The sequence below is a fragment of the Telluria mixta genome (assembly GCF_029223865.1).
GTDB lineage: Bacteria > Pseudomonadota > Gammaproteobacteria > Burkholderiales > Burkholderiaceae_D > Telluria > Telluria mixta.
Genome location: NZ_CP119520.1, coordinates 3,782,496 through 3,803,663, shown reverse-complemented (window position 1 = coordinate 3,803,663; position 21,168 = coordinate 3,782,496). Strand labels below are relative to the sequence as shown.

16 protein-coding genes and 1 pseudogene are annotated in these 21,168 nt (G+C 65.9%); 13 read left to right on the top strand and 4 right to left on the bottom strand.

All coding sequences use genetic code 11. The features are described 5' to 3' along the window. Window positions 1-217 precede the first annotated feature (217 nt). The 3 genes from P0M04_RS16880 (at window position 218) to P0M04_RS16870 (ending at window position 2,926) form a co-directional block, all read left to right on the top strand. Window positions 218-1,144, top strand: coding sequence for a LysR substrate-binding domain-containing protein (locus P0M04_RS16880; RefSeq protein ID WP_259452774.1), 927 nt, complete (start codon window positions 218-220; stop codon window positions 1,142-1,144). Window positions 1,145-1,243: 99 nt separating this feature from the next. Continuing rightward, entirely contained in the window at window positions 1,244-2,527 is a 1,284-nt protein-coding gene (locus P0M04_RS16875; RefSeq protein ID WP_259452773.1) for a Glu/Leu/Phe/Val family dehydrogenase, read from the top strand. A gap of 186 nt (window positions 2,528-2,713) precedes the next feature. Continuing rightward, window positions 2,714-2,926, top strand: coding sequence for a hypothetical protein (locus tag P0M04_RS16870; RefSeq protein ID WP_259452772.1), 213 nt, complete (start codon window positions 2,714-2,716; stop codon window positions 2,924-2,926). Between the two features lie 57 nt (window positions 2,927-2,983). Here P0M04_RS16870 and P0M04_RS16865 read toward each other — a convergent pair whose 3' ends face one another. Together P0M04_RS16865 and P0M04_RS16860 are read right to left on the bottom strand one after the other, a co-directional pair. After that, on the bottom strand, window positions 2,984-4,303 hold the full coding sequence (locus P0M04_RS16865; protein ID WP_259452771.1) for a homoserine dehydrogenase: 1,320 nt from the start codon (window positions 4,301-4,303) through the stop codon (window positions 2,984-2,986). Window positions 4,304-4,332: 29 nt separating this feature from the next. Further along, window positions 4,333-5,559 (bottom strand): pyridoxal phosphate-dependent aminotransferase, encoded by a 1,227-nt coding sequence (locus P0M04_RS16860; RefSeq protein WP_036233021.1) that lies wholly within the window; start codon window positions 5,557-5,559, stop codon window positions 4,333-4,335. Between the two features lie 289 nt (window positions 5,560-5,848). Between P0M04_RS16860 and P0M04_RS16855 the strand changes: the two genes are divergently transcribed. The 10 genes and pseudogenes from P0M04_RS16855 to P0M04_RS16810 all read left to right on the top strand — a co-directional run bounded on the left by P0M04_RS16855 (window position 5,849) and on the right by P0M04_RS16810 (window position 16,149). After that, window positions 5,849-6,238: an Mth938-like domain-containing protein gene (locus P0M04_RS16855; protein ID WP_259452770.1), complete on the top strand. Its 390-nt coding sequence runs from the start codon at window positions 5,849-5,851 to the stop codon at window positions 6,236-6,238. After that, a complete protein-coding gene (locus P0M04_RS16850) occupies window positions 6,235-7,902 on the top strand; it encodes a glycosyltransferase family 39 protein (RefSeq protein WP_259452769.1) in 1,668 nt (555 codons plus the stop codon). Before P0M04_RS16855 ends, P0M04_RS16850 begins: the two co-directional genes overlap by 4 nt. A gap of 9 nt (window positions 7,903-7,911) precedes the next feature. Next, window positions 7,912-8,286 (top strand): DMT family transporter, encoded by a 375-nt coding sequence (locus P0M04_RS16845; protein ID WP_259452768.1) that lies wholly within the window; start codon window positions 7,912-7,914, stop codon window positions 8,284-8,286. 75 nt (window positions 8,287-8,361) lie between these two features. Continuing rightward, the gene (locus P0M04_RS16840) at window positions 8,362-9,501 is read left to right on the top strand and encodes a DegT/DnrJ/EryC1/StrS family aminotransferase (RefSeq protein WP_259452767.1); all 1,140 of its coding nucleotides are present in this window, start codon (window positions 8,362-8,364) and stop codon (window positions 9,499-9,501) included. A gap of 11 nt (window positions 9,502-9,512) precedes the next feature. Then, entirely contained in the window at window positions 9,513-10,496 is a 984-nt protein-coding gene (locus tag P0M04_RS16835) for a glycosyltransferase (RefSeq protein WP_259452823.1), read from the top strand. Window positions 10,497-10,638: 142 nt separating this feature from the next. Then, complete coding sequence (locus P0M04_RS16830) at window positions 10,639-11,556, top strand: formyltransferase (protein WP_259452766.1); 918 nt, start codon at window positions 10,639-10,641, stop codon at window positions 11,554-11,556. A 22-nt stretch (window positions 11,557-11,578) separates the two neighbouring features. Continuing rightward, window positions 11,579-12,619 carry a bifunctional UDP-4-keto-pentose/UDP-xylose synthase gene (locus P0M04_RS16825; RefSeq protein ID WP_259452765.1) on the top strand — a complete coding sequence of 347 codons (1,041 nt, stop codon included), beginning with the start codon at window positions 11,579-11,581 and terminating at the stop codon, window positions 12,617-12,619. A 15-nt stretch (window positions 12,620-12,634) separates the two neighbouring features. After that, on the top strand, window positions 12,635-13,576 hold the full coding sequence (locus tag P0M04_RS16820; protein ID WP_259452764.1) for a polysaccharide deacetylase family protein: 942 nt from the start codon (window positions 12,635-12,637) through the stop codon (window positions 13,574-13,576). Window positions 13,577-13,686: 110 nt separating this feature from the next. Then, a pseudogene (locus P0M04_RS16815) lies at window positions 13,687-14,108 on the top strand (peroxiredoxin). Between the two features lie 223 nt (window positions 14,109-14,331). Then, window positions 14,332-16,149, top strand: a complete 1,818-nt coding sequence (locus P0M04_RS16810; protein WP_259452762.1) for a PhoH family protein — start codon at window positions 14,332-14,334, stop codon at window positions 16,147-16,149. Between the two features lie 176 nt (window positions 16,150-16,325). On the opposite strand, the gene P0M04_RS16805 is transcribed toward P0M04_RS16810, so the two are convergent. Continuing rightward, the gene (locus P0M04_RS16805) at window positions 16,326-17,081 is read right to left on the bottom strand and encodes a FecR family protein (RefSeq protein WP_259452761.1); all 756 of its coding nucleotides are present in this window, start codon (window positions 17,079-17,081) and stop codon (window positions 16,326-16,328) included. Further along, on the bottom strand, window positions 17,047-21,168 hold the full coding sequence (locus P0M04_RS16800; RefSeq protein WP_259452760.1) for a two-partner secretion domain-containing protein: 4,122 nt from the start codon (window positions 21,166-21,168) through the stop codon (window positions 17,047-17,049). Before P0M04_RS16800 ends, P0M04_RS16805 begins: the two co-directional genes overlap by 35 nt.

The following is a 21,168-nucleotide window of genomic DNA, read 5'->3' as shown; positions in this document are numbered from 1 at the left end:
GCCGCATGCCAGTGAGATCTGCAGAATATTTACGATGTAAAGTACTGATTCATAACGTGTTTTATTTTGGAAACGGAGATTTGGCAGCCTGGAGCGTCCAACTTTCTGGATGGCCGTGGCGGGGGTTGTATGAAAAATTGGAAGGCCACGCCAGCCCTGTATTCCGGGCAAGGAATGGCCTTACAATGCCGCGATGATTCACACTGCAGGACGCGGCATGGAAACCAAATGGCTGGAAGATTTCATTTCACTGGTCGAGACCAAGAACTTCAGCCGCTCGGCCCAGCTGCGGCACGTGACGCAGCCCGCGTTCTCGCGCCGCATCCGTTCGCTGGAAAACTGGCTCGGCACGGACCTGATCGACCGCACCACGTTTCCGACCCGCGTCACGCCGGCCGGCATGGTGTTCTACGAACAGGCGCTGGAGATGCTCGGCCAGATCAACGGCGTGCGCGAGATGCTGCGCAATAACCGCGTCACGGCGACGAAGACGATCGACCTGGCCGTTCCCCACACCCTGTCGCTCACGTTCGTGCCGAAGTGGCTCGCGGCGCTGGAACGCGACTTCGCGTCGATCAACAGCCGCCTCATCGCCCTGAACGTCCATGACGCGGTGCTGCAACTGGTCGAAGGCGGCTGCGACCTGCTGCTGTGCTACCACCATCCGCGCCAGCCGGTGCAGCTCGACCCGGGCCGCTACGACATGCTGCTGATGGGGCGGGAGGCGCTGTGCGCGTATGCCCGCTGCGGCGCGGACGGCGCCCCCGAATACCGGCTGCCCGGCCGCAAGGACGCGCCGCTGCCCTTCCTCTCCTACACGACGAACGCCTACCTCGGGCGGATGGTGGACCTCATCTTCGCCGACGCGAAACCCGGCCTGCACTTCGACAAGCGCTACGAGACCGACATGGCGGAAGGGCTCAAGATGATGGCGCTGGACGGCCACGGCATCGCGTTCCTGCCCGAGTCGGCGGTCACGCGCGAGGTCGCGCAGAAGCAGCTGGCGCGGGCCGGCGAACCGGGACAGTGGGAGATCGAGATGGAGATCCGGCTGTATCGCGAAAGGCCGTCCGATGCGCGGCCGGGCAAGCAGATCGTCGCGGATCTGTGGGAATACCTCGTCGCGGAGCAGTCGACTGCCTGATGCTTTTTGCGCATGACCGCATGCGCAAGCAGCATTGGCCAGCCTCCGGGAGCCCATCCTATGATGCGCTCAGCCTTGAATCACACACGGAGACTTGCCATGACCACCGACTACATCCCTTCCTACCTGAACCCGAACGACCTCGGCCCGTGGGGCCAGTACCTGCAGCAGGTCGACCGCGTCGCCCCGCACCTGGGCAGCCTGTCGCGCTGGGTCGAAACGCTGAAGCGTCCGAAGCGCATCCTCACCGTGGACGTGCCGATCGAGCGCGACGACGGCACCATCGCGCATTACGAGGGCTACCGCGTCCAGCACAACCTGTCGCGCGGTCCGGGCAAGGGCGGCGTGCGCTTCCACCAGGACGTGACGCTGTCGGAAGTGATGGCGCTGTCGGCATGGATGTCGGTGAAGAACGCGGCCGTCAACGTGCCGTACGGCGGGGCAAAGGGCGGCATCCGCGTCGACCCGGCCACCCTGTCGAAGGGCGAGCTGCAACGCCTCACGCGCCGCTACACGAGCGAGATCAGCATGCTGATCGGCCCGACGAAGGACATCCCCGCGCCGGACGTGAACACCAACGAGCAGGTCATGGCCTGGATGATGGATTCGTACGCCATGATCGAAGGGAACCTGTCGACGGGCGTCGTGACGGGCAAGCCGGTCTCGCTCGGCGGCTCGCTGGGACGCCGTGAAGCGACGGGCCGCGGCGTGTTCGTCGTCGGCCAGGAAGCGGCGGCACGGCGCGGCGTCGCGCTGGCCGGCGCCAGGGTCGCGATCCAGGGCTTCGGCAACGTGGGCGGCACCGCGGCCACGATCTTCGCCGATGCAGGCGCGAAGATCGTCGCCGTGCAGGACCACACCGGCACCATCGTGCGCGACGGCGGCCTCGATGTCGCGCAACTGCACAAGCACGTGGCGGAAGCGGGCGGCGTGCAAGGCTTCCCCGGCGCCGATGCGACGCTGGACCGCGACGCGTTCTGGGACATCGAATCCGACATCCTGATCCCGGCCGCGCTGGAGCGGCAGATCACGGCGGAGGTGGCGGCGCGGCTGCGCACGAAGATCATCCTGGAAGGCGCGAACGGCCCGACGACGCCGGAAGCCGACGACATCCTGGCCGACAAGGACGTCCTCGTCGTGCCGGACGTGCTGGCCAACGCGGGCGGCGTCACGGTGTCGTACTTCGAATGGGTCCAGGATTTCTCGAGCTTCTTCTGGACGGAAGACGAGATCAATGCCCGCCTCACCCGCATCATGCAGAGCGCGTTCGGTGCCGTGTGGGACGTCGCGCAGGAGAAGAAGGTGAGCCTGCGCACCGCGACGTTCATCGTGGCCTGCACCCGCATCCTGCAGGCGCGTGAAGTGCGCGGCCTGTATCCGTAATCTCGACTGGAGGTCGCGTGGCGCGCCTGCCGGTACGGCGCCACGCGACTTCAAAAAAATCCGTTTTTCACCGCACATTGCGCGCAGATAAGCATGCGTTGCAGCACATTCTCACATCTTTGAGCGAGGGCAAACATGCCTTCGCACACCATTTCTTGTGCGCTGCAGCACAGGTAAGATGGTTGGATGAAAACGACCCATACCCCTCCCCCATCTCCCGGCGCGGACGACGCGCTGTTCGACCACATCGAGCGCCGCCTGCTGGCGCTCACCACCGCCCCGCTGCACACACGAACACAGGTGGAACGCCGCTGCGTGGATGAATTCGCGGACGGCTTCCTCGGCCACATCGGGCTCGCGCCGATCCCGCTGGCGCGACGCTGGCGCACCGCACCATGAAACGAAAAAGCCGCCGGCCGTTCGAGCGGCGGGCGGCTTCGATTCAGGCCAGTAAGATCAGCCCAGGCTTTCCAGGCGAATGCGCACAACCTTGCCCACGGTCGTCGCCAGGCTCTCGATCTTGGCGATCGCGGCGTTGACGTATTTTTCGCGGGTCTGGTGGGTGATGATGACGATGTCCGTGCGCGCCTTCTCGCCCGGCTCCTTCTGCAGCACGGCGTCGATGGAGATGCCGGCGTCGGCCAGGATGCGGGTCAGGTCGGCCATCACGCCCAGCTGGTCCTGCACGGTCACGCGCAGGTAGTAGCTGGTGCGGATTTCTTCCATCGGCAGGATCGGCACGTCGGCCAGTTCCGTCGGCTGGAATGCCAGGTGCGGCACGCGCGAATACGGGTCGGCGGTCGCCAGGCGGGTTACATCGATCAGGTCGGCGATGACGGCGGACGCGGTCGGCTCTGCACCGGCGCCCTTGCCGTAGTACAGCGTCGCGCCCACGGCGTCGGCCTGCACGAGCACGGCGTTCATCGCGCCTTCCACGTTGGCGATCAGGCGCGCGCCCGGCACCAGGGTCGGGTGCACGCGCAGTTCGATGCCCTCTTTACCGTCGACCGTCGTGCGGCGGGTGATGCCCAGCAGCTTGATGCGATAGCCCAGTTGTTCGGCGTAGCGCAGGTCCACGGCCTGCAGCTGGCTGATGCCCTCGATGTGGGCGCTGCCGAACTGCACGGGGATGCCGAACGCGATGGCGGACATGATGGTCAGCTTGTGCGCCGCGTCCACGCCTTCGATGTCGAAGGTCGGATCCGCTTCCGCATAGCCCAGTTCCTGCGCCTGCTTCAGCACGGTGCCGAAGTCCAGGCCCTTGTCGCGCATCTCGGACAGGATGAAGTTGGTCGTGCCGTTGATGATGCCGGCCACGGATTCGATGCGGTTGGCCGACAGGCCTTCGCGCAGCGCCTTGATGATCGGGATGCCGCCGGCGACGGCCGCTTCGAACGCCACCATCACGCCCTTGGCCTGGGCCGCCTCGAAGATTTCGTTGCCGTGCAGCGCCAGCAGCGCCTTGTTGGCGGTGACGACGTGCTTGCCGTTGGCGATCGCCTGCAGCACCAGTTCGCGCGTCAGGTCGTAGCCGCCGATCAGTTCGACGACGATGTCGATGTCCGGATTGTTCACGACGGCGAACGGGTCGGCGACGACCTCGACTTCGCTGCCCACGATACGCTTGGCGCGTTCGAGGTTACGGACGGCGACCATCGCCACCTCGATGCCGCGGCCGGCGCGGCGGCGGATTTCTTCCTGGTTGCGTTGGAGGACGTGGTAGGTGCCTGCACCGACGGTGCCGAGGCCGAGCAAGCCTGCTTTGATGGGTTTCATATGGGTTTACTGTCTGCTGTCTGTCGTTCTCAGCGCGCGTGGCGGCGCCGGTAGCCGTCGAGGAAGCGGGCGATACGGCCGCACGCATCCGTCAGGTCGTCGGAATTGGGGAGGAAGACCAGGCGGAAATGGTCCGGCGTCTTCCAGTTGAAGCCAGTGCCTTGCACCAGCAGGACTTTTTCCTCGGACAACAGCTCACAGATAAATTGCTGGTCATCGGCGATCGGGTAGATCTTCGGGTCGAGGCGTGGGAACATGTACAGCGCCGCTTTTGGCTTGACGCAGGTAACGCCCGGGATATCGGTCAGGAGTTGGTGAGCCAGGTCGCGCTGGCGTGCGAGGCGGCCGCCGGGGGCCACGAGGTGCGCAATGCTCTGGTGGCCGCCGAGCGCGGTCTGGATCGCGAACTGGCCCGGCGCGTTCGCGCACAGGCGCATCGACGCCAGCATGTTCAGGCCTTCGATATAGTCCTTCGCATGGCGTTTTTCGCCGGAGAGGACCATCCAGCCGGCACGGTAGCCGCACGAGCGGTAGTTCTTCGACAGGCCGTTCAGCGTGACGAACAGGACGTCGTCGGCCAGCGAGGCGATCGACGTATGCTCTTCGCCATCGTACAAGGTCTTGTCGTAGATTTCGTCGGCGTAGATGATCAGCTGGTGCTGGCGCGCCAGTTCGACGATCTCCAGCAGCACGTCGCGCGAATACAGCGCGCCGGTCGGGTTGTTCGGGTTGATGACGACGATCGCGCGCGTATTCGGCGTGATCTTCTTGCGCATGTCGTCGATGTCCGGCAGCCAGCCGGCCTGTTCGTCGCAGACATAGTGCACCGGATTGCCGCCGGCCAGGCTCACGGCCGCCGTCCACAGCGGGTAATCGGGCGCGGGCACGAGGACTTCGTCGCCGCTGTTCAGCAGGCCCTGCATGCCCATCACGATCAGTTCGGAGGCGCCATTGCCCAGGTAGATGTCGTCGATGCCGACGCCGCGGATGTTCTTTTCCTGCGTGTAGTGCATGATCGCTTTGCGCGGTGCAAACATGCCCTTGGAGTCCGTGTAGCCGGCCGAGCCGTGCATATTGCGGATCATGTCCTGGACGATCTCGTCCGGCGGATCGAAACCGAACACGGCCAGGTTGCCGATGTTCAATTTGATGATCTTGTGGCCATCTTCTTCCATCTGGCGCGCGATCTGCAGCGCCGGGCCACGGATCTCGTAGCAGACGTCGTCGAGCTTGTTGGATTTCAGAATCGGTCGCAAAATATCACCTTGGAAATATGTCTAGCCGCATCAGCACTGTTTCGGGGGCCTCGAGAAACCGTAGCGAGCGGCAGCAGTTTTGTCCGAGAAGCGCAGCTGTACGCAAGTACAGCGAGCATCGCAGGACGAAAATGCAACGCGCAGTAGGTTTATCGACGCCCCCGTTGTTGCAATGCGAAAAATTCCATTCTGCCGAAAGCAGGCGGATTAAGCAACCCGCCATTGCTGGGACGTGGTGGAAACCAGTTACAATACGCGCCCTGTGCGTGTCATTCCCCGGCTTGCCATCATGAAGCTCCATTCCAGCAGCACCGAAAAATACCAGACGGTCACCGGCTACGACCGGGCCGGCGTCGAGATCAACGCCCAGCGCTTCGACTACAGCGTGCTCGTGATGCCCGAGGTGGCACCGCGCCCGTGGCCCGTGACGCGCTTCGAGGACCTGAAAGCCGAACATTTCGAGGCGATCGCCGCCGACAAACCCGACGTCGTCATCCTCGGCACCGGCGAGCGCCAGCGCTTCGTGCATCCGCGCCTGGTCACCAGCCTGTCCAGCCAGCGCATCGGCGTGGAGAGCATGGACAGCCATGCCGCCTGCCGCACCTACAACATCCTGATGGGCGAAGGCCGCAAGGTGACGCTGGCGCTGATCATCGAAGGGGACGCGAAGGCCGCATGAACGACCTGCACCGGAACAAGACCCTCACCTGGACCCTGCTGATCGCCTTTGCCGCCGTCCTGCTGTATGTATTGGGCGCACGCACGCTCGTGCCGCCGGACGAAGGCCGCTACGCCGAGATGGCGCGCGAGATGTTCGCCAGCGGCGACTGGATCACGACGCGCCTGAACGGCATCAAGTATTTCGAAAAACCCCCGCTGCAGACGTGGATGAACGCCCTGTCGTTCACCCTGTTCGGCCTCGGCGACTGGCAGGCGCGCCTGTGGACGGGCCTGTGCGGCCTGCTCGGCGTCGTGCTGACCGGCGTGGCGGGCACGCGCGTGTTCGGCGCGCGCATCGGTTTCTATGCCGCGCTGGTGCTGGGCTCCTCGTTCTACTGGGTGGCGTGCAGCCAGATCGATTCGCTCGACATGGGCCTGTCCGGCATGATGACGGTGGCCCTGTGCGCCCTCCTCATCGCCCAGCGCGACGATGCTTCCGAATCCGAACGCCGCAACTGGATGCTCGTATGCTGGGCCGGCATGGCGCTGTCGGTGCTGTCCAAGGGCCTGATCGGCCTCGTGCTGCCGGGCGGCGTGCTCGTGTTCTACACGATCTTCTCACGCGACTGGGCCATCTGGACGCGCCTGCACATCGTGAAAGGCCTGATCCTGTTCTTCCTGATCGCCACGCCGTGGTTCGTGCTGGTCGGACTGAAGAATCCGGAGCAGCCGCACTTCTTCTTCGTCCACGAACACTTCGACCGATTCCTCAAGAAGGAACACCACCGCGAAGCGGCGTGGTACATCTTCTTCGTGCTGCTGGCCGCCGGCAGCGTGCCGTGGGTCGGCGTACTGATGCAAAGTCTCGTGGCCGGTGCGCGCCGCGACGGCGAGACGACGGCCTTCCGCCCGCGCCTGATGCTGCTCGTGTGGGTGGCGTTCATCACGCTGTTCTTCACCAAGTCGAATTCCAAGCTGCCCGGCTACATCCTGCCCGTGTTCCCCGGCGTCGCGCTGCTGGTGGCGGTCTACCTGGACGCCGGCACGCGCCGCGGCCGCATGCTGACGGCCGCCCTGACGGCGCTGCTGGGCGTGGGCTTCCTCGTCACCGTCCCGTTCATGCACAAGTTCGCCAGGCATGCGGGCGAGGACGTACTGTACGCGGCGTATCAACCGTGGGTGCTGGCGGCCGGCCTCGTGCTGCTGATCGGCGGCTGCCTCGCCCTGCTGTACGCGCGCCAGATGCTGCGCGACCTGTTCGTCGTCGTGCTGGCCGTCGCCGGTTTCGCCGGCACGCAGCTGCTGCTCGTCGGCTTCGAGCCGATCGGCCAGGTGCGCGCGGGCGTCAACCTGCTGCCCGCGCTGAAGGCGGCCGGCGCCGCGAACCCGGCCATGAAAGTCTATTCGGTCGGGATCTATGAGCAGTCGCTGACCTTCTATCTCGGCCGTCGCGTGACCCTCGTCGATTACCGCGACGAGTTCGACTTCGGCCTTCAGCAGCAGCCGGAACTCGCGATCCCGACGATTCCCGCATTCCTGGTCCGCTGGCGCGCGGATGCGGCCGCGGGCGTGCGCAACGTGGCGATCACCCGTCCGGAGATCGCAGCCGACCTGCAGCGCCAGGGCGTCCCCCTGCGCATCGTGGCGGCGGACGCGCGCCGTACCGTCATCGCGAATTTTTAACACTCCCCCATGAACCTCACCACCTTTGCCTTCATCATCTCCGGCGTGATCCTGAACGCCTGTGCCCAGCTGCTGCTGAAAGCGGGCACGAACGCCCTTGGCGGCGCCATCCACCTCACCATGAGCAACTGGTTCTCGACCTTCATCAAGGTCGTGACCCAGGCGCCGATCCTGGGCGGCCTGGCGTGCTACGGCATCTCGCTCGTCGTGTGGATCATCGGCCTGTCGCGCACGGACGTGACGATCGCGTATCCGATGCTGTCGCTGGGCTATGTCGTGTCGGCCTTCGGCGCGTGGATGTTCCTGGGCGAGGCGGTGTCGCCGCAGCGCCTCGTGGCCATCGGCGTCATCGTCATCGGCGTCGTGTTGCTGGCGAGAACCTAATTTGGCGCCAGACAGTGCGCTGTTACAATGCCAGCTTTGTCTGCATATCTTTACCAAGAGAATAACGAGCTTCCCATGACTGCCGAGCTGCCCTTCCTGCCCTTTTCCCGGCCCACCATCGACGAAGAGACCATCGCCGCCGTCGGCGAAGTGCTGCGCTCCGGCTGGATCACGACCGGTCCGAAAAACCAGGCATTCGAGGCCCTGCTGTCGGAATATTTCGGCGGCCGTCCGGTCCGCACGTTCAATTCCGGCACCTGCACGATGGAGATCGCGCTGCGCATCGCCGGCATCGGTCCGGGCGACGAAGTGATCACGACGCCGATCTCGTGGCCGGCCACCGCCAACGTGATCATCGAAGTGGGCGCGACGCCGGTCTTCGCCGACATCGACCCGGTCACGCGCAACATGGACCTGGACAAGCTGGAAGCCGCGATCACCCCGCGTACCAGGGCGATCATCCCCGTGTATCTCTCCGGCCTGCCGCTGGACATGGACCGCCTGTACGCCATCGCGAACAAACACAACCTGCGCGTCGTCGAGGATGCCGCGCAGGCCATCGGCTCGCTGTGGAACGGCAAGCGCATCGGCTCGTTCGGCGACTTCGCGTCGTTCAGCTTCCAGGCCAACAAGAACATCACGACGGGCGAAGGCGGCTGCCTCGTCCTGAACAACCTGGAAGAGGCGCGCCTGGCCGAGAAGTACCGCCTGCAGGGCGTGACGCGCAGCGGCGTGGACGGCATCGACGTCGACCTCCTGGGCGGCAAGTACAACATGAGCGACATCATGGCGACCATCGGCCTGGGCCAGATGAAGAACCTGGAGAAGCTGACAGCGCACCGCGCCGCGCTCGCGCGCCATTACTTCGACTGCTTCGGTCCCGATTTCGAAGAGTCCACCGGCGCCCAGCTGCCGATCCAGGCCTTCGGCACGAGCAACTGGCACCTGTTCCAGATCATCCTGCCGGACAACGGCCCGGGCACGCGCGCCGACTTCATGACCCGCATGCAGAAGGAACACAACGTCGGCACCGGTTACCACTACGCGCCGATCCACCTGTTCACCCTGTACCGCGAGCGCGGTTTCAAGGAAGGGATGTTCCCCGTCGCCGAGAAGATCGGCCGCCTGACCGTCACGCTGCCGATGTTCAATGCGATGACCATTGCCGACGTCGAACGCGCGGTGGCTGCTGTCAAAGCGGTGCTCGCCAAATGACGACGGTGGCCATGAAGCCGGAAGTCTCGGTCGTCATTCCGGTCTATAACGAGGAAGCTGGCCTGGCGAACCTGTTCGCGCGCCTGTACCCGGCGATGGACGCGCTGGGCCTGCCGTACGAAGTCATCTTCGTCAACGACGGCAGCCGCGACAACTCGGTGGCAATCCTGGCGGAGCAGTACCGCAAGCGCCCGGACGTCACGCGCGTCGTCCTCTTCAACGGCAACTACGGCCAGCACATGGCGATCCTCGCGGGCTTCGAACAGACGCGCGGCCAGATCGTCATCACGCTCGATGCCGACCTGCAGAACCCGCCGGAAGAGATCCACAAGCTGATCGCCAAGATGCGCGAGGGCTACGACTACGTGGGCTCGATCCGCCGCAAGCGCCAGGATTCCGCGTGGCGCACGGTCGCCTCGAAGGCCATGAACCGCGTGCGCGAGCGCATCACGAACATCCACATCACGGACCAGGGCAACATGCTGCGCGCCTACGGCCGCAACGTGATCGACCTCGTCAACCAGTGCGGCGAAGTGAACACCTTCGTGCCGGCGCTCGCCTATAAATTCGCGCGCAAGCCGACGGAAATCGTCGTCGAGCACGAGGAACGCGCGGCCGGCGAATCGAAGTATTCGCTGTACAGCCTCATACGCCTGAACTTCGACCTGATGACGGGCTTCTCGCTCGTGCCGCTGCAGATGTTCTCGCTGCTGGGCATGACCCTGTCGCTGCTGTCGGCGCTGCTGGTGGTCGTGCTCATCTTCCGCAGATTCCTGCTGGGCGCCGAGGCGGAAGGCGTGTTCACGCTGTTCGCGATCGCGTTCTTCTTCATGGGCGTGATCCTGTTCGGCATCGGCCTCGTGGGCGAGTACGTGGGCCGCATCTACCAGCAGGTGCGCGCACGGCCGCGCTACGTCGTCGCAACGATCCTGGAGGGCGTGCCGCCGGACCTGGCGGAACTCGACGGGATCGAGAAGCGGCAAGTCGCGCGCTGAGCGTCTGGCCGTAGCCATAAAATCGTCGTTCCCGCGGAAGCGGGAACCCATGCTGAGCGTCCGGAATTGGCTCAGCATGGATCCCCGCTTCCGCGGGGATGACGGTGTTTTTGCATGCTCATCCCAAATTGACTCGAACACTATGACCCAACCCCGCAAACGCGCAGTCGTCTTCGCCTACCACAACGTGGGCGTACGCTGCCTGAAGGTGCTGCTGGCCGGGGGCGTCGACGTCGCCCTCGTCATCACGCACCAGGACAGCGCCACCGAGAACATCTGGTTCGAATCCGTCCTCTCGCTGTGCGAGACCGAAGGCATCCCCTACCTGACGCCGGAAGACGCGAAAGGCGCCGACCTGCTTGAAGCGATCAAGGCCGCGCAGCCGGACCTGATGTTCAGCTTCTACTTCCGCCACATGCTGCCGCAGGCGATCCTCGACATCGCGCCCGCGTACAACATGCACGGCTCGCTGCTGCCCGCGTTCCGCGGCCGCGCGCCCACCAACTGGGCCGTGCTGCACGGCGCCACCGAGACCGGCGCCACCCTGCACGAGATGACGGTGAAACCGGACGCCGGCGCCATCGTCGCGCAGCAGGCCGTGCCGATCCTGCCCGACGACACCGCGTTCGAAGTGTTCGGCAAGGTGACGGTCGCCGCGGAGCTGGCGCTGTACCACGTGCTGCCGAGTCTCCTCGCCGGCACGGCGCCGCGCACGCCCAACGACCTGACGAAAGGCGGCTACTTCGGCGGCCGCAAGCCGGAAGACGGCCGCATCGACTGGACGAAACCCGCGCAGGAGGTGTACAACCTGCACCGCGCCGTGGCCCCGCCCTATCCCGGCGCCTTCACGGACGTCGGCCCACGCCGCTACGTCATCGAACGCGCTCGATTACAGAACGGTAATGTTCAGGGCCTCACGCCGGGCCTCGCGGTCGTCGATAATGCCATCCTCGGCGTCTGCGGCGACGGCCGCGCGCTTGTCATTCACAGCCTGCTGGCCGACGGCCTGCGCATCTCTCCTGCCGAACTGCGGGCACAACTCGCGGAAGGCCAGGCCTGAACAAGCATCCAGGAAAACCCAAATGAAAAAAGTCCTCATCCTCGGCGTCAACGGCTTCATCGGCCACCACCTCTCCAAGCGCATCCTCGAGACGACCGACTGGGAAGTCTACGGCATGGACATGAGCTCCGACCGCATCAGCCACCTGGTCGACCATCCGCGCATGCACTTCTTCGAAGGCGACATCACGATCAACACGGAATGGGTCGAGTACCACGTCAAGAAATGCGACGTGATCCTGCCGCTGGTCGCGATCGCGACGCCGTCGACGTACGTGAAGGAACCGCTGAAAGTCTTCGAGCTGGACTTCGAGGCGAACCTGCCGATCGTCCGCTCGGCCGCGAAATATAAAAAACACCTGATCTTCCCGTCGACGTCGGAAGTCTACGGCATGAGCCGCGACGCCGAATTCGATCCGGAGAACTCGGAACTGGTCTACGGCCCGATCAACAAGCCGCGCTGGATCTACGCCTGCGCGAAGCAGCTGATGGACCGCGTGATCTGGGGCTACGGCATGGAAGGCCTGAACTTCACACTGTTCCGTCCGTTCAACTGGATCGGCGCCGGCCTCGACTCCATCCACACGCCGAAGGAAGGTTCGTCGCGCGTGCTGACGCAGTTCTTCGGCCACATCGTGCGCGGCGAGACCATCCAGCTCGTCGACGGCGGCCACCAGAAACGCGCCTTCACGTACATCGACGACGGCATCTCGGCGCTCATGAAGATCATCGAGAACAAGGACGGCCGCGCCACCGGCCAGATCTACAACATCGGCAACCCGACGAATAACTATTCGATCCGCGAACTGGCCGACATGATGATGAAGCTCGCGGCGGAGTACCCGGAATACGCGGCCGGCGCGGAGAAAGTGCAGATCGTCGAGACCAGCTCGGGCGCCTACTACGGCACCGGCTACCAGGACGTGCAGAACCGCGTGCCGAAGATCGAGAACACGAAGAACGATCTCGATTGGGCCCCGTCCGTGACGATGGCCGACGCGCTGCGCCACATCTTCGACGCCTACCGTGGCCAGGTCGCCGCGGCCCAGGCGCTCGTCGACTGAAGCAAAGGACGCGCCTTGGCACCGCTGCTCGTCCTCAAGATCGACGTCGACACCTACCGCGGCACGCGCGAAGGCGTGCCCAACCTCGTGCGCATGTTGACGGCGCACGGGGCCGGTGCGACGTTCCTGTTTTCGCTGGGCCCGGACCACACGGGATGGGCGATGCGGCGCGCGCTGCGTCCCGGCTTCTTCCAGAAGGTGTCGCGCACGTCCGTCGTGGAGCACTATGGCTTCAAGACGCTGATGTACGGCGTGCTGCTGCCCGGCCCGGACATCGGGGCGAAGGCGGCCGCCGAGATGCGCGCCGCGCGCGACGCCGGCTTCGAATGCGGCATCCACACGTGGGACCACGTCTGGTGGCAGGACAACGTACGCGGGCGCGACGCCGCGTGGACCGACCGCATGATGAAGAAGAGCGAGCAGCGCTACACGCAGGTGTTCGGCGAGCCGCCGCACACGCACGGCGCGGCGGGCTGGCAGATGAACCAGCACGCCTTCGCGCGCCACGATGCCGTGGGCTACCGCTACGCATCGGACGGCCGCGCCCAGCTGCGCGACGACGGGTCGCTGGCCGATCCGCAGTTCGGCCCCTACCGCTACCGCGGGCTGTCGCACATCCAGATGCCCACCACCCTGCCTACCTTGGACGAGCTGCTGGGCCGCGAGATCGACGGCACCGTCATCGACGAGACCAATATCGCGTCCCACCTGCTGAAGCTGACGGCGCACCCGCAGCGCGACCACGTGTATACCTTGCACGCGGAGCTTGAAGGACAGAAACTCGCCCCCATATTCGAGCAGCTGTTATCAGGTTGGAAAGCCCAAGGGTACCGACTTGCCTCGATGGCGGACTATTATGAGAAGATAAAAGGCGACCCGCTGCCGGAACATCCCGTCCAGTGGGGCGAGTTACCGGGACGATCGGGCCAGCTGATCATCCTCGACAAGACTATGTAAGCACGCGGTGCCAGGCCGCGAGACAGGAGAAAACCGTGGCCGAAAGCCCAACCGCAGCACCCGCAACCGCAGACGGCGCCACCGCGCCTTTGGCGAATTTCAACGCGCCAATGACCGGCGACCAGACCTTCCAGCTGAACGGTCGCCCGGCGCGCTACACGGTGCTGTACTTCTATCCCAAAGACAATACCCCCGGCTGCACGACGGAAGCGATGAACTTCCGCGACCACTACGACGAATTCAGGGCGCTGAACACCGACATCTACGGCATCAGCCGCGATTCCCTGCGCTCGCACGAAAACTTCAAGTCCAAGCTGGGCCTGCCCTTCGACCTGATTTCCGATCCGGACGAAGCCGTGTGCACCCAGTTCGACGTCATGAAGATGAAGAATATGTACGGCAAAAAAGTGCGGGGGTAGAGCGCAGTACGTTTGTCATTGACGCTGACGGCAAGTTGGTGAAAGAATGGCGTGGCGTGAAGGTCAATGATCACGTCCAAGAAGTGCTGGAATTTTTAAAGAGCCAGCCTTGAAAGAGCGGGCTGGCGATGGTTACTGAAAACCCTTAGCCGAGCGTTCGCCTATTTTGAGTCACTGTTTTACCTCACCGCATCATTCCAATCTGGCTGCCGGCCAGGGCCCCCGTCCGGGCTTCGCCGGCGCCTCGCAGCTCCCCCCAGTTGCATCTGTCTGCCCGACGGCGCGCGCGTGCCGTGCGGTGCGTTTTTTCGACTTCTTTTCTGGATTGAGAACCTGATGCCACTGCCTAAACTCCCTACCAAGCCGGCCACCATTTTGCTGGCCAAGGATTATCCGAGGGCCGAACCGGGCAAGACGCCTGTGCGCGCAGCCGCGAAAGCGGAAAACGACCCTGTCGAAGACCTGATCAGCGGCCCGGCCGTGCCCGCGCCCAAGACCACCAAGGCGCGCAAGTCGAAAGCCGCCCTGCTCGCCGAGCCGCCCGCGCGCGAAGACACGCCGCCTGAAGCACCAGCGATTCCGACGATGCCCGCCCGCGGCGAAAAGCCCGCGAAACCCGGCAAGGCGAAGGCCGAAGGTGCCGGTGCCAAGCTGCGCGAGACCGACATGAACGAACCGCATCCGGCCAAGCACAAGCCGGTCGAGGTCAACGTCAAGTCGCAGGCCAGCCGCAAGGCCGACACGTCGGGCACCACGAAGGTGTTCGTGCTCGACACCAACGTGCTGATGCACGACCCGACCTCGCTGTTCCGCTTCGAGGAACACGACGTCTACCTGCCGATGATGACGCTCGAGGAACTCGACAACCACAAGAAGGGGATGTCGGAGGTCGCGCGCAACGCGCGCCAGGTCTCGCGCACGCTGGACGCCCTGATCGCCAACGTCGACGACGACGCCATCGAGACCGGCATCCCGCTGGCCAAGCTGGGCAACAAGGATGCGAAGGGCCGCCTGCACTTCCAGACGCGCCTGAACGGCGCCGCCCTGCCCGAGGGTCTCCCGTCCGGCAAGGCCGACAACCAGATCCTCGGTGTCGTGCGCGCGCTGGAAGCCGAGCAGCCGGGCCGCGCGATCGTGCTGGTGTCGAAGGACATCAACATGCGCATCAAGGCGCGCGCGCTGGGCCTGGCCGCCGAGGACTACTTCAACGACCACGTGCTGGAAGACACCGACCTGCTGTACTCGGGCATCGTCCAGCTGCCGGACGACTTCTGGACGAAGCACGGCAAGGGCGTGGAATCGTGGCAGGAGATCAAGGGCGGCTACTCGTCCACGTTCTACCGCATCACGGGTCCGCTGATCCCGACCCTGCTCGTCAACCAGTTCGTGTACCTGGAACCGAAGAACGGCGAAGCGCCGCTGTACGCCCAGGTCAAGCAGATCAACGGCAAGACCGCCGTGCTGCAGACCCTGCGCGACTATTCCAGCAACAAGAACAACGTGTGGGGCATCACCGCGCGCAACCGCGAGCAGAACTTCGCGCTGAACCTGCTCATGAATCCGGAAGTCGACTTCGTCTCGCTGCTCGGCCAGGCCGGCACGGGCAAGACGCTGCTGGCGCTGGCGGCGGGGTTGGCGCAGGTGCTGGAAACGAAGGTCTACAACGAGATCATCGTCACCCGCGTGACGGTGCCCGTCGGCGAAGACATCGGCTTCCTGCCCGGCACCGAGGAAGAAAAGATGTCGCCGTGGATGGGCGCCTTCGACGACAACCTGGAAGTGCTCATGAAGGGCGACGGCGACGCGGGCGACTGGGGCCGCGCGGCGACCCAGGACCTGATCCGTTCGCGCATCAAGATCAAGTCGCTGAACTTCATGCGCGGCCGCACGTTCGTGAACAAGTTCCTCATCATCGACGAGGCGCAGAACCTGACGCCGAAGCAGATGAAGACGCTGGTCACGCGCGCGGGCCCGGGCACGAAGATCCTCTGCCTCGGCAACATCGCGCAGATCGACACGCCTTACCTCACCGAGGGCTCGAGCGGCCTGACGTACGTGGTCGACCGCTTCAAGGGCTGGGGTCACGGTGGCCATGTGACCCTGGCGCGCGGCGAGCGTTCGCGCCTGGCGGACCACGCGAGCGACGTGCTGTAACGGTCGGCTGACCTCAACAAAAAAGCCTGTGCGCCGGAAGGTGCACAGGCTTTTTTCATTGTGAGCCTCACTACGTCGTCCCCGCGCAGGCGGGGACCCAATTTTGCTGGCGTTACCGCATTGCTTGCGAATCAGGCCCCTGCCTTCGCAGGGGCGACGTTGTTTGGCAGTCCGGCTTATCGCACGATGCAATCCACCGTGTTCTGCAACGCCCCCGGCCCCTGCGACGCCAGCGGTCCGCCCGCACCGATATTGAATGCCGGCGGCGGCGTGAACTTCAGTCCCGGGTTCTGCGGGAGCACGACGGGCGGCGCGGTCATGTTGGGCACGAAGCCGAACTGCCCGGCCGCGAAGTGCTGCGCGCCGCCCGGGTTCGTCACGACGATCAACCCGTCCAGCACCGCCACGTGCAGGCCGGGCGTGAGGTCCGGCACCCGCGCCGCGGGGAGCGCAGGTTCGACCCACTGCGCGATGAACGTCGTGCCGCGGATGCCGATCGTGGCGGCCGGCGTCTTGAGCTGGAACTTCTCCTTGTTGCGCTTGCCCAGCAGGCCCGTGATCGAGCGCAGGCCGCCCTTGACGAGACTGAACACGGCACTGTCGCCGTCCGGCTTGTCGGTGTCGTAGGCGAAGTTGTCGATCTTGAAGGTGGTGCCGGGACGCAGCGTGATCTCGCTGTTGTCGATGAAGCGGATCTGCGCATACGTGTTCTTCTCCGCCACGAGCGTGTCGCCGCTCTCCACCTCCGACTTCGCGGCCAGCACCTTGACGGTGCCGTCGGCCTTGCGATCCATGAGCGGGCCGCTCAGGTGCTCCACGACGCCCACGGCCTGCCCTGCCCATGCCGCGCCGCCGGCGAGCAGCAGCACGGCGCACAGCAGGGTCCGGGCCAGCGCCTCAATTGCAGTACGTTTTGGTCGCAGGTTTTTCATTCTTGACTCCAGATTGTTCCACTTGCGCGAGGCCCGACAGGCGTTCGGCCGGCTTGCCGGCCGCTGCGTCCTTGTCGCTCTTGCCGGCGCCGCTGCCGGCGATAGTGGGCGTCGACGTGTTGATGAGTTGGACGACCGTCTGCACCGCCTGCGCCACCGGCGTGCCCTGCGCGTTCTGGCCGGTGCCGGTACCGCCGCCGAACACCACGCAGACGGCGTCGCCCGGATGCGTGCTGCAGAACGACGCCGTCGGCAGCACGGCTTCGCACCCTGCCGTCGACGGTGCCGCCGCGCACACCGCGAGGCTCGGCAGGCGTACGTCGCAGCCCTGCAGGCTCGGGCTGCCGATGCACTGGGCCAGCGTCGGCAGCACGACCTCGCAGCCGGGCAGCTTGCTGTTGCCCTGGCATTGCGTCAGCGTGGGCAGGATCCCGCTGCAGCCCGGATCGTGCGGATTTGCGAGGCAGGCCTGGAAGCCCAGCGCCAGCACCTGCGTACAACCTTCCAGCGACGGCGTCAGCTTGCACACGTCCAGCTTCGGCAGGACGTCGCCGCATCCGGCGCCGGACGGATTCGCGAGGCAGGCGTCGAATCTGGCGCGCGCCAGCACGGCCGCGCAGCCGTAGGCACTGCCGTCCGCGCGGCACTGGTCCAGCGGCGGCAGCGTCGTCGTGCAGCCCGGCGCCTTCGGATCGGCGATACACGCGGAGATCGCGTCGTGTTCCTTGATGACGACCGAGCAGCCATACGTCGACGGCGCCGTCTTGCAGACGTCGTAGACGGGCAGAGTCGTCGCGCAGCCGGGCGCCTTCGGGTCGGCCATGCACGCGGTGATCGCGTCGTGTTCCTTGATGATGGGGGCGCAGCCGGGCGCGGTGGGCTGGGCCGAGCACGTCTCGTACGTCGGCAGGATCTCGCCGCAGCGCGGGCCGGACGGATTCGCCGTGCAGGCCTGCACCGCGGCCGCCAGCACGGGGGCGCAGCCGGCCGTCGTGCGGTTGGCGAGGCAGGCGTCCAGCGTCGGCGTCGGGTTCGGGGTCGGCGTACCAGTGCCGTTGGTGTTCACCTGCAGCTTGTCCGGACTGGACACGCTGATGCTGTCTGCCGCGATCTCCGTGGAGCCGCCCGTGACGCTGACGTTGCCGCTGACGGACATCACACGGGCGCTGGACGAGATCGTGACGGCGCCGCCATTGTCGGCCAGCAGACGCACGTTGCCGCTCGTCGTCGCCACGCGGCCGTGGATCGTCAGCGGGCTGTGCGTCGTGAGACTGATGTCGCCGCTGTTGGTGCGCACTTCGCCGGCGCCGTCGGTCACGTCGAACGCGGGCACGGTCATGCCGCCCACGCTGTCGACGACGATCGCGCCGCCATTGCCTTGGCCGTCCTGCACGGCCCGGCGCAGCAGCAGCGGCCCGTCGTTGGCGACGTTGATCGGCAGGCTGCCCGTGCCCTGGTTGGACGCCGTCAGCGTACCGGTGCGGGTGTTGAGCGGGGTCGTCGTGGTGCCGATGCCGGCGCTGGACTTCAGCGCCAGCGTGCCGGCCTGCAGCAGGCCGCTGCCGGCGATGCCCGCCGCGTCCAGGGTCGCATCGGCGCCGCCGGCGATGCCGGCATCGAGCATCAGGAGGCCGCCGCTGACGAATTGCACGCTGGCGTTGGGTGCGGCGATGCCGCTCATGCCGTCGACGGTGCCGATCCGCAGGCCGCCCTGGTTGACGACGTGGAACAGGTTGCCGCTCGCGCTGCCGGACAAGGTGCCGATCACGTTGGCACCCGTGAACACGACCTGGCCGCCGCGCAGTGCCACGTTGCCGGCCTTGACGATGCCGGTATCACGTTCATAGATGCCGAGGTTGGATGTCAGCGCCAGCGTGCCGGTCGCGCTCAGCGGCGCCTTGATCGCCAGCTCGCCGTTGCCGGCGTCCAGGGTCAGCTTCGCACCCGCGAAACTGGCGGCGCCGTCGACGTCGATGCCGCCCCAGCCGCCCGCCAGTCCGCCGATCGTAAGATCGGCCGTCTGCACGTTGGACAGCGCAGCCTGGCCGAGCGTGAAGCCGTCGCCGGCGCTGGTGCCGCCGATGACCATGTGCGTGCCCGCGCTGTTCGGTTGCAGCTTGACGCCGCCGGCGGACACGGTCGCGCCGATGGCGAGGCGGTCCCCCTGCAGCAGCACGGACTTCGCTGCCTTCACGGTCCCCGCGACGTCGATCAGGCCGCCGCTCGCGTACTGGCTCGCGATGAAGCGGCTGGCCGCGTTCGCGGACAGGTCGACGGGCGCGCCGATATGAATGTCGCCGGCGTTTTCCAACACGACGTTGGTCGCCGCAGTCAATGCGCTGTCGACGGACACGGTGCCCGTGTGCGCGCTGTTGCCCACGTTGATCTCGAAGAGATTGCCGCTCAGGCGCTGCAGGGACGAGGCGTCCAGCGCCAGCGCCCCCTTGCTGCCCGTCCCCGAACCGATGCTGATGGCGCGGCCCGGATCGGCCGACGTCAGGGTCAGGATCGGCAACTGGCCGCTGCCGGCGATGCTGCCGGCGAGCGTGATCTGGTTGGCGCTGATGTCGATGTAGTTCCCGGTCTTGAGCAGGCCGTTGGCACCCAGCGTGAACGCATTCTGCGCGCGGAAATCGAGGTCGCCGCCCGCGCTCACCTGGGCGTTGACGCGGATATCGTTGCCCGCCTGTGCCCGCACGCTGCCGGTCGCGTCCAGCGCGTCCGTGACGGTGAGGTCGTGCTGCGCCTGCAGGATGACGTCCGTGCCCGCCGCCGTCAGCGTGGCGGGTGCCACGCGCGTGACGCCCGTCGAGGTGCCGCCGGTGGAGGTCTTGACATCGTTCGCGTTCGCCGTGCCGCCCGCCACGACTTCGATATCGTACGGGTCCAGCAGCCACGTGCCGTTCCTGCCTTTGCTGCCGGATGCATCGACCGCGATGCCGTCCACGTCGAGCGCATGGCCCGACGTCTCGACCTTGCCGCCGGCCGCGCTGCCGCGCGCCGAGACAACGCCGTGCGCCGCCGTCGCGCCATCGGACCACAGCACGACCTTGCCGCCGTTACCGGCGCTGCCGTCGGCACGTATGACGGCGCCGTGCGCGACGGAGGTGTTCTGCGCGCGCATGACCTTGCCGCCGCCCTGCCAGTCGCCGCCGACGAGCACCGTGCCGCCATTGCGGCCGCTCGCATCGACGCCGGCACCCGCGGCAATATCCACCTGCTGGCCCAGCACCTGCACGGTGCCGCCATCCGCGCCCGCGTTACCGGCAGCGCGCGTGACGCTGCCCGCGTCCAGCGCGACCGCGCGGCTCGCTTTCAGGACGACGCGGCCATTCGCGCCCATGACGGCGCTGTCCGCGTTGACGACGCCGCGCTGGTTCACCAGGGCGCCGTAGATGCCGATGCGCCCGCCCTGCGCGATCACCTGCCCCAGGTTGACGGCCTGTCCCGCCGGCGCGGCGAGTTCGACACGCAGGTCCGGATCGTTCGAATCCACCAGCTGCACGCTGTGGCCTGCCGCGAGGATCACGTCGCCGTTCGGTGCCGTAACGAGACCCGTGTTCTCGACGTGCGGCGCGATCAGGAAGACCTGGCCGCCGGATGGCGTCGCGATCGTGCCCTCGTTGCGCACGGTGCCCTCATTTCTTTCCTTGGCCCCTGCCTGGAAGCGCTTGCGGCCCGCCTGGAAGTCGGCGTCGCTGATGTTCAGGGTGGAGGCCACGAGGCCGTTCACGTCCACGCGCGCACCCTGGCCGAACAGGATGCCGTTCGGGTTGATCAGGAAGACCTTGCCGTTCGATTGCAGCGCACCGAGGATCTTCGACGGATCCTGGCCCAGCACGCGGTTCAGCACCGCGCTGTCCGCATTCTGCTGGATGAAGCGCGCGACCTCGCCGGCACCGATGTTGAAGCTCTGCCAGTTGATGATGGCGCCGGGCGTGTTCGTGATCGAGAACACGTTGCCCTGCTGGTTGAACGTCGCCTGGCCGGCGACGACCTGCGGCAGCGTGGGCGCGGCAGAACCGGTCGCGCAGTAGCATGCCGCGAGCAGCAGTGCACCGAGCCGTCTTTGGATGGAAGAAGTCAT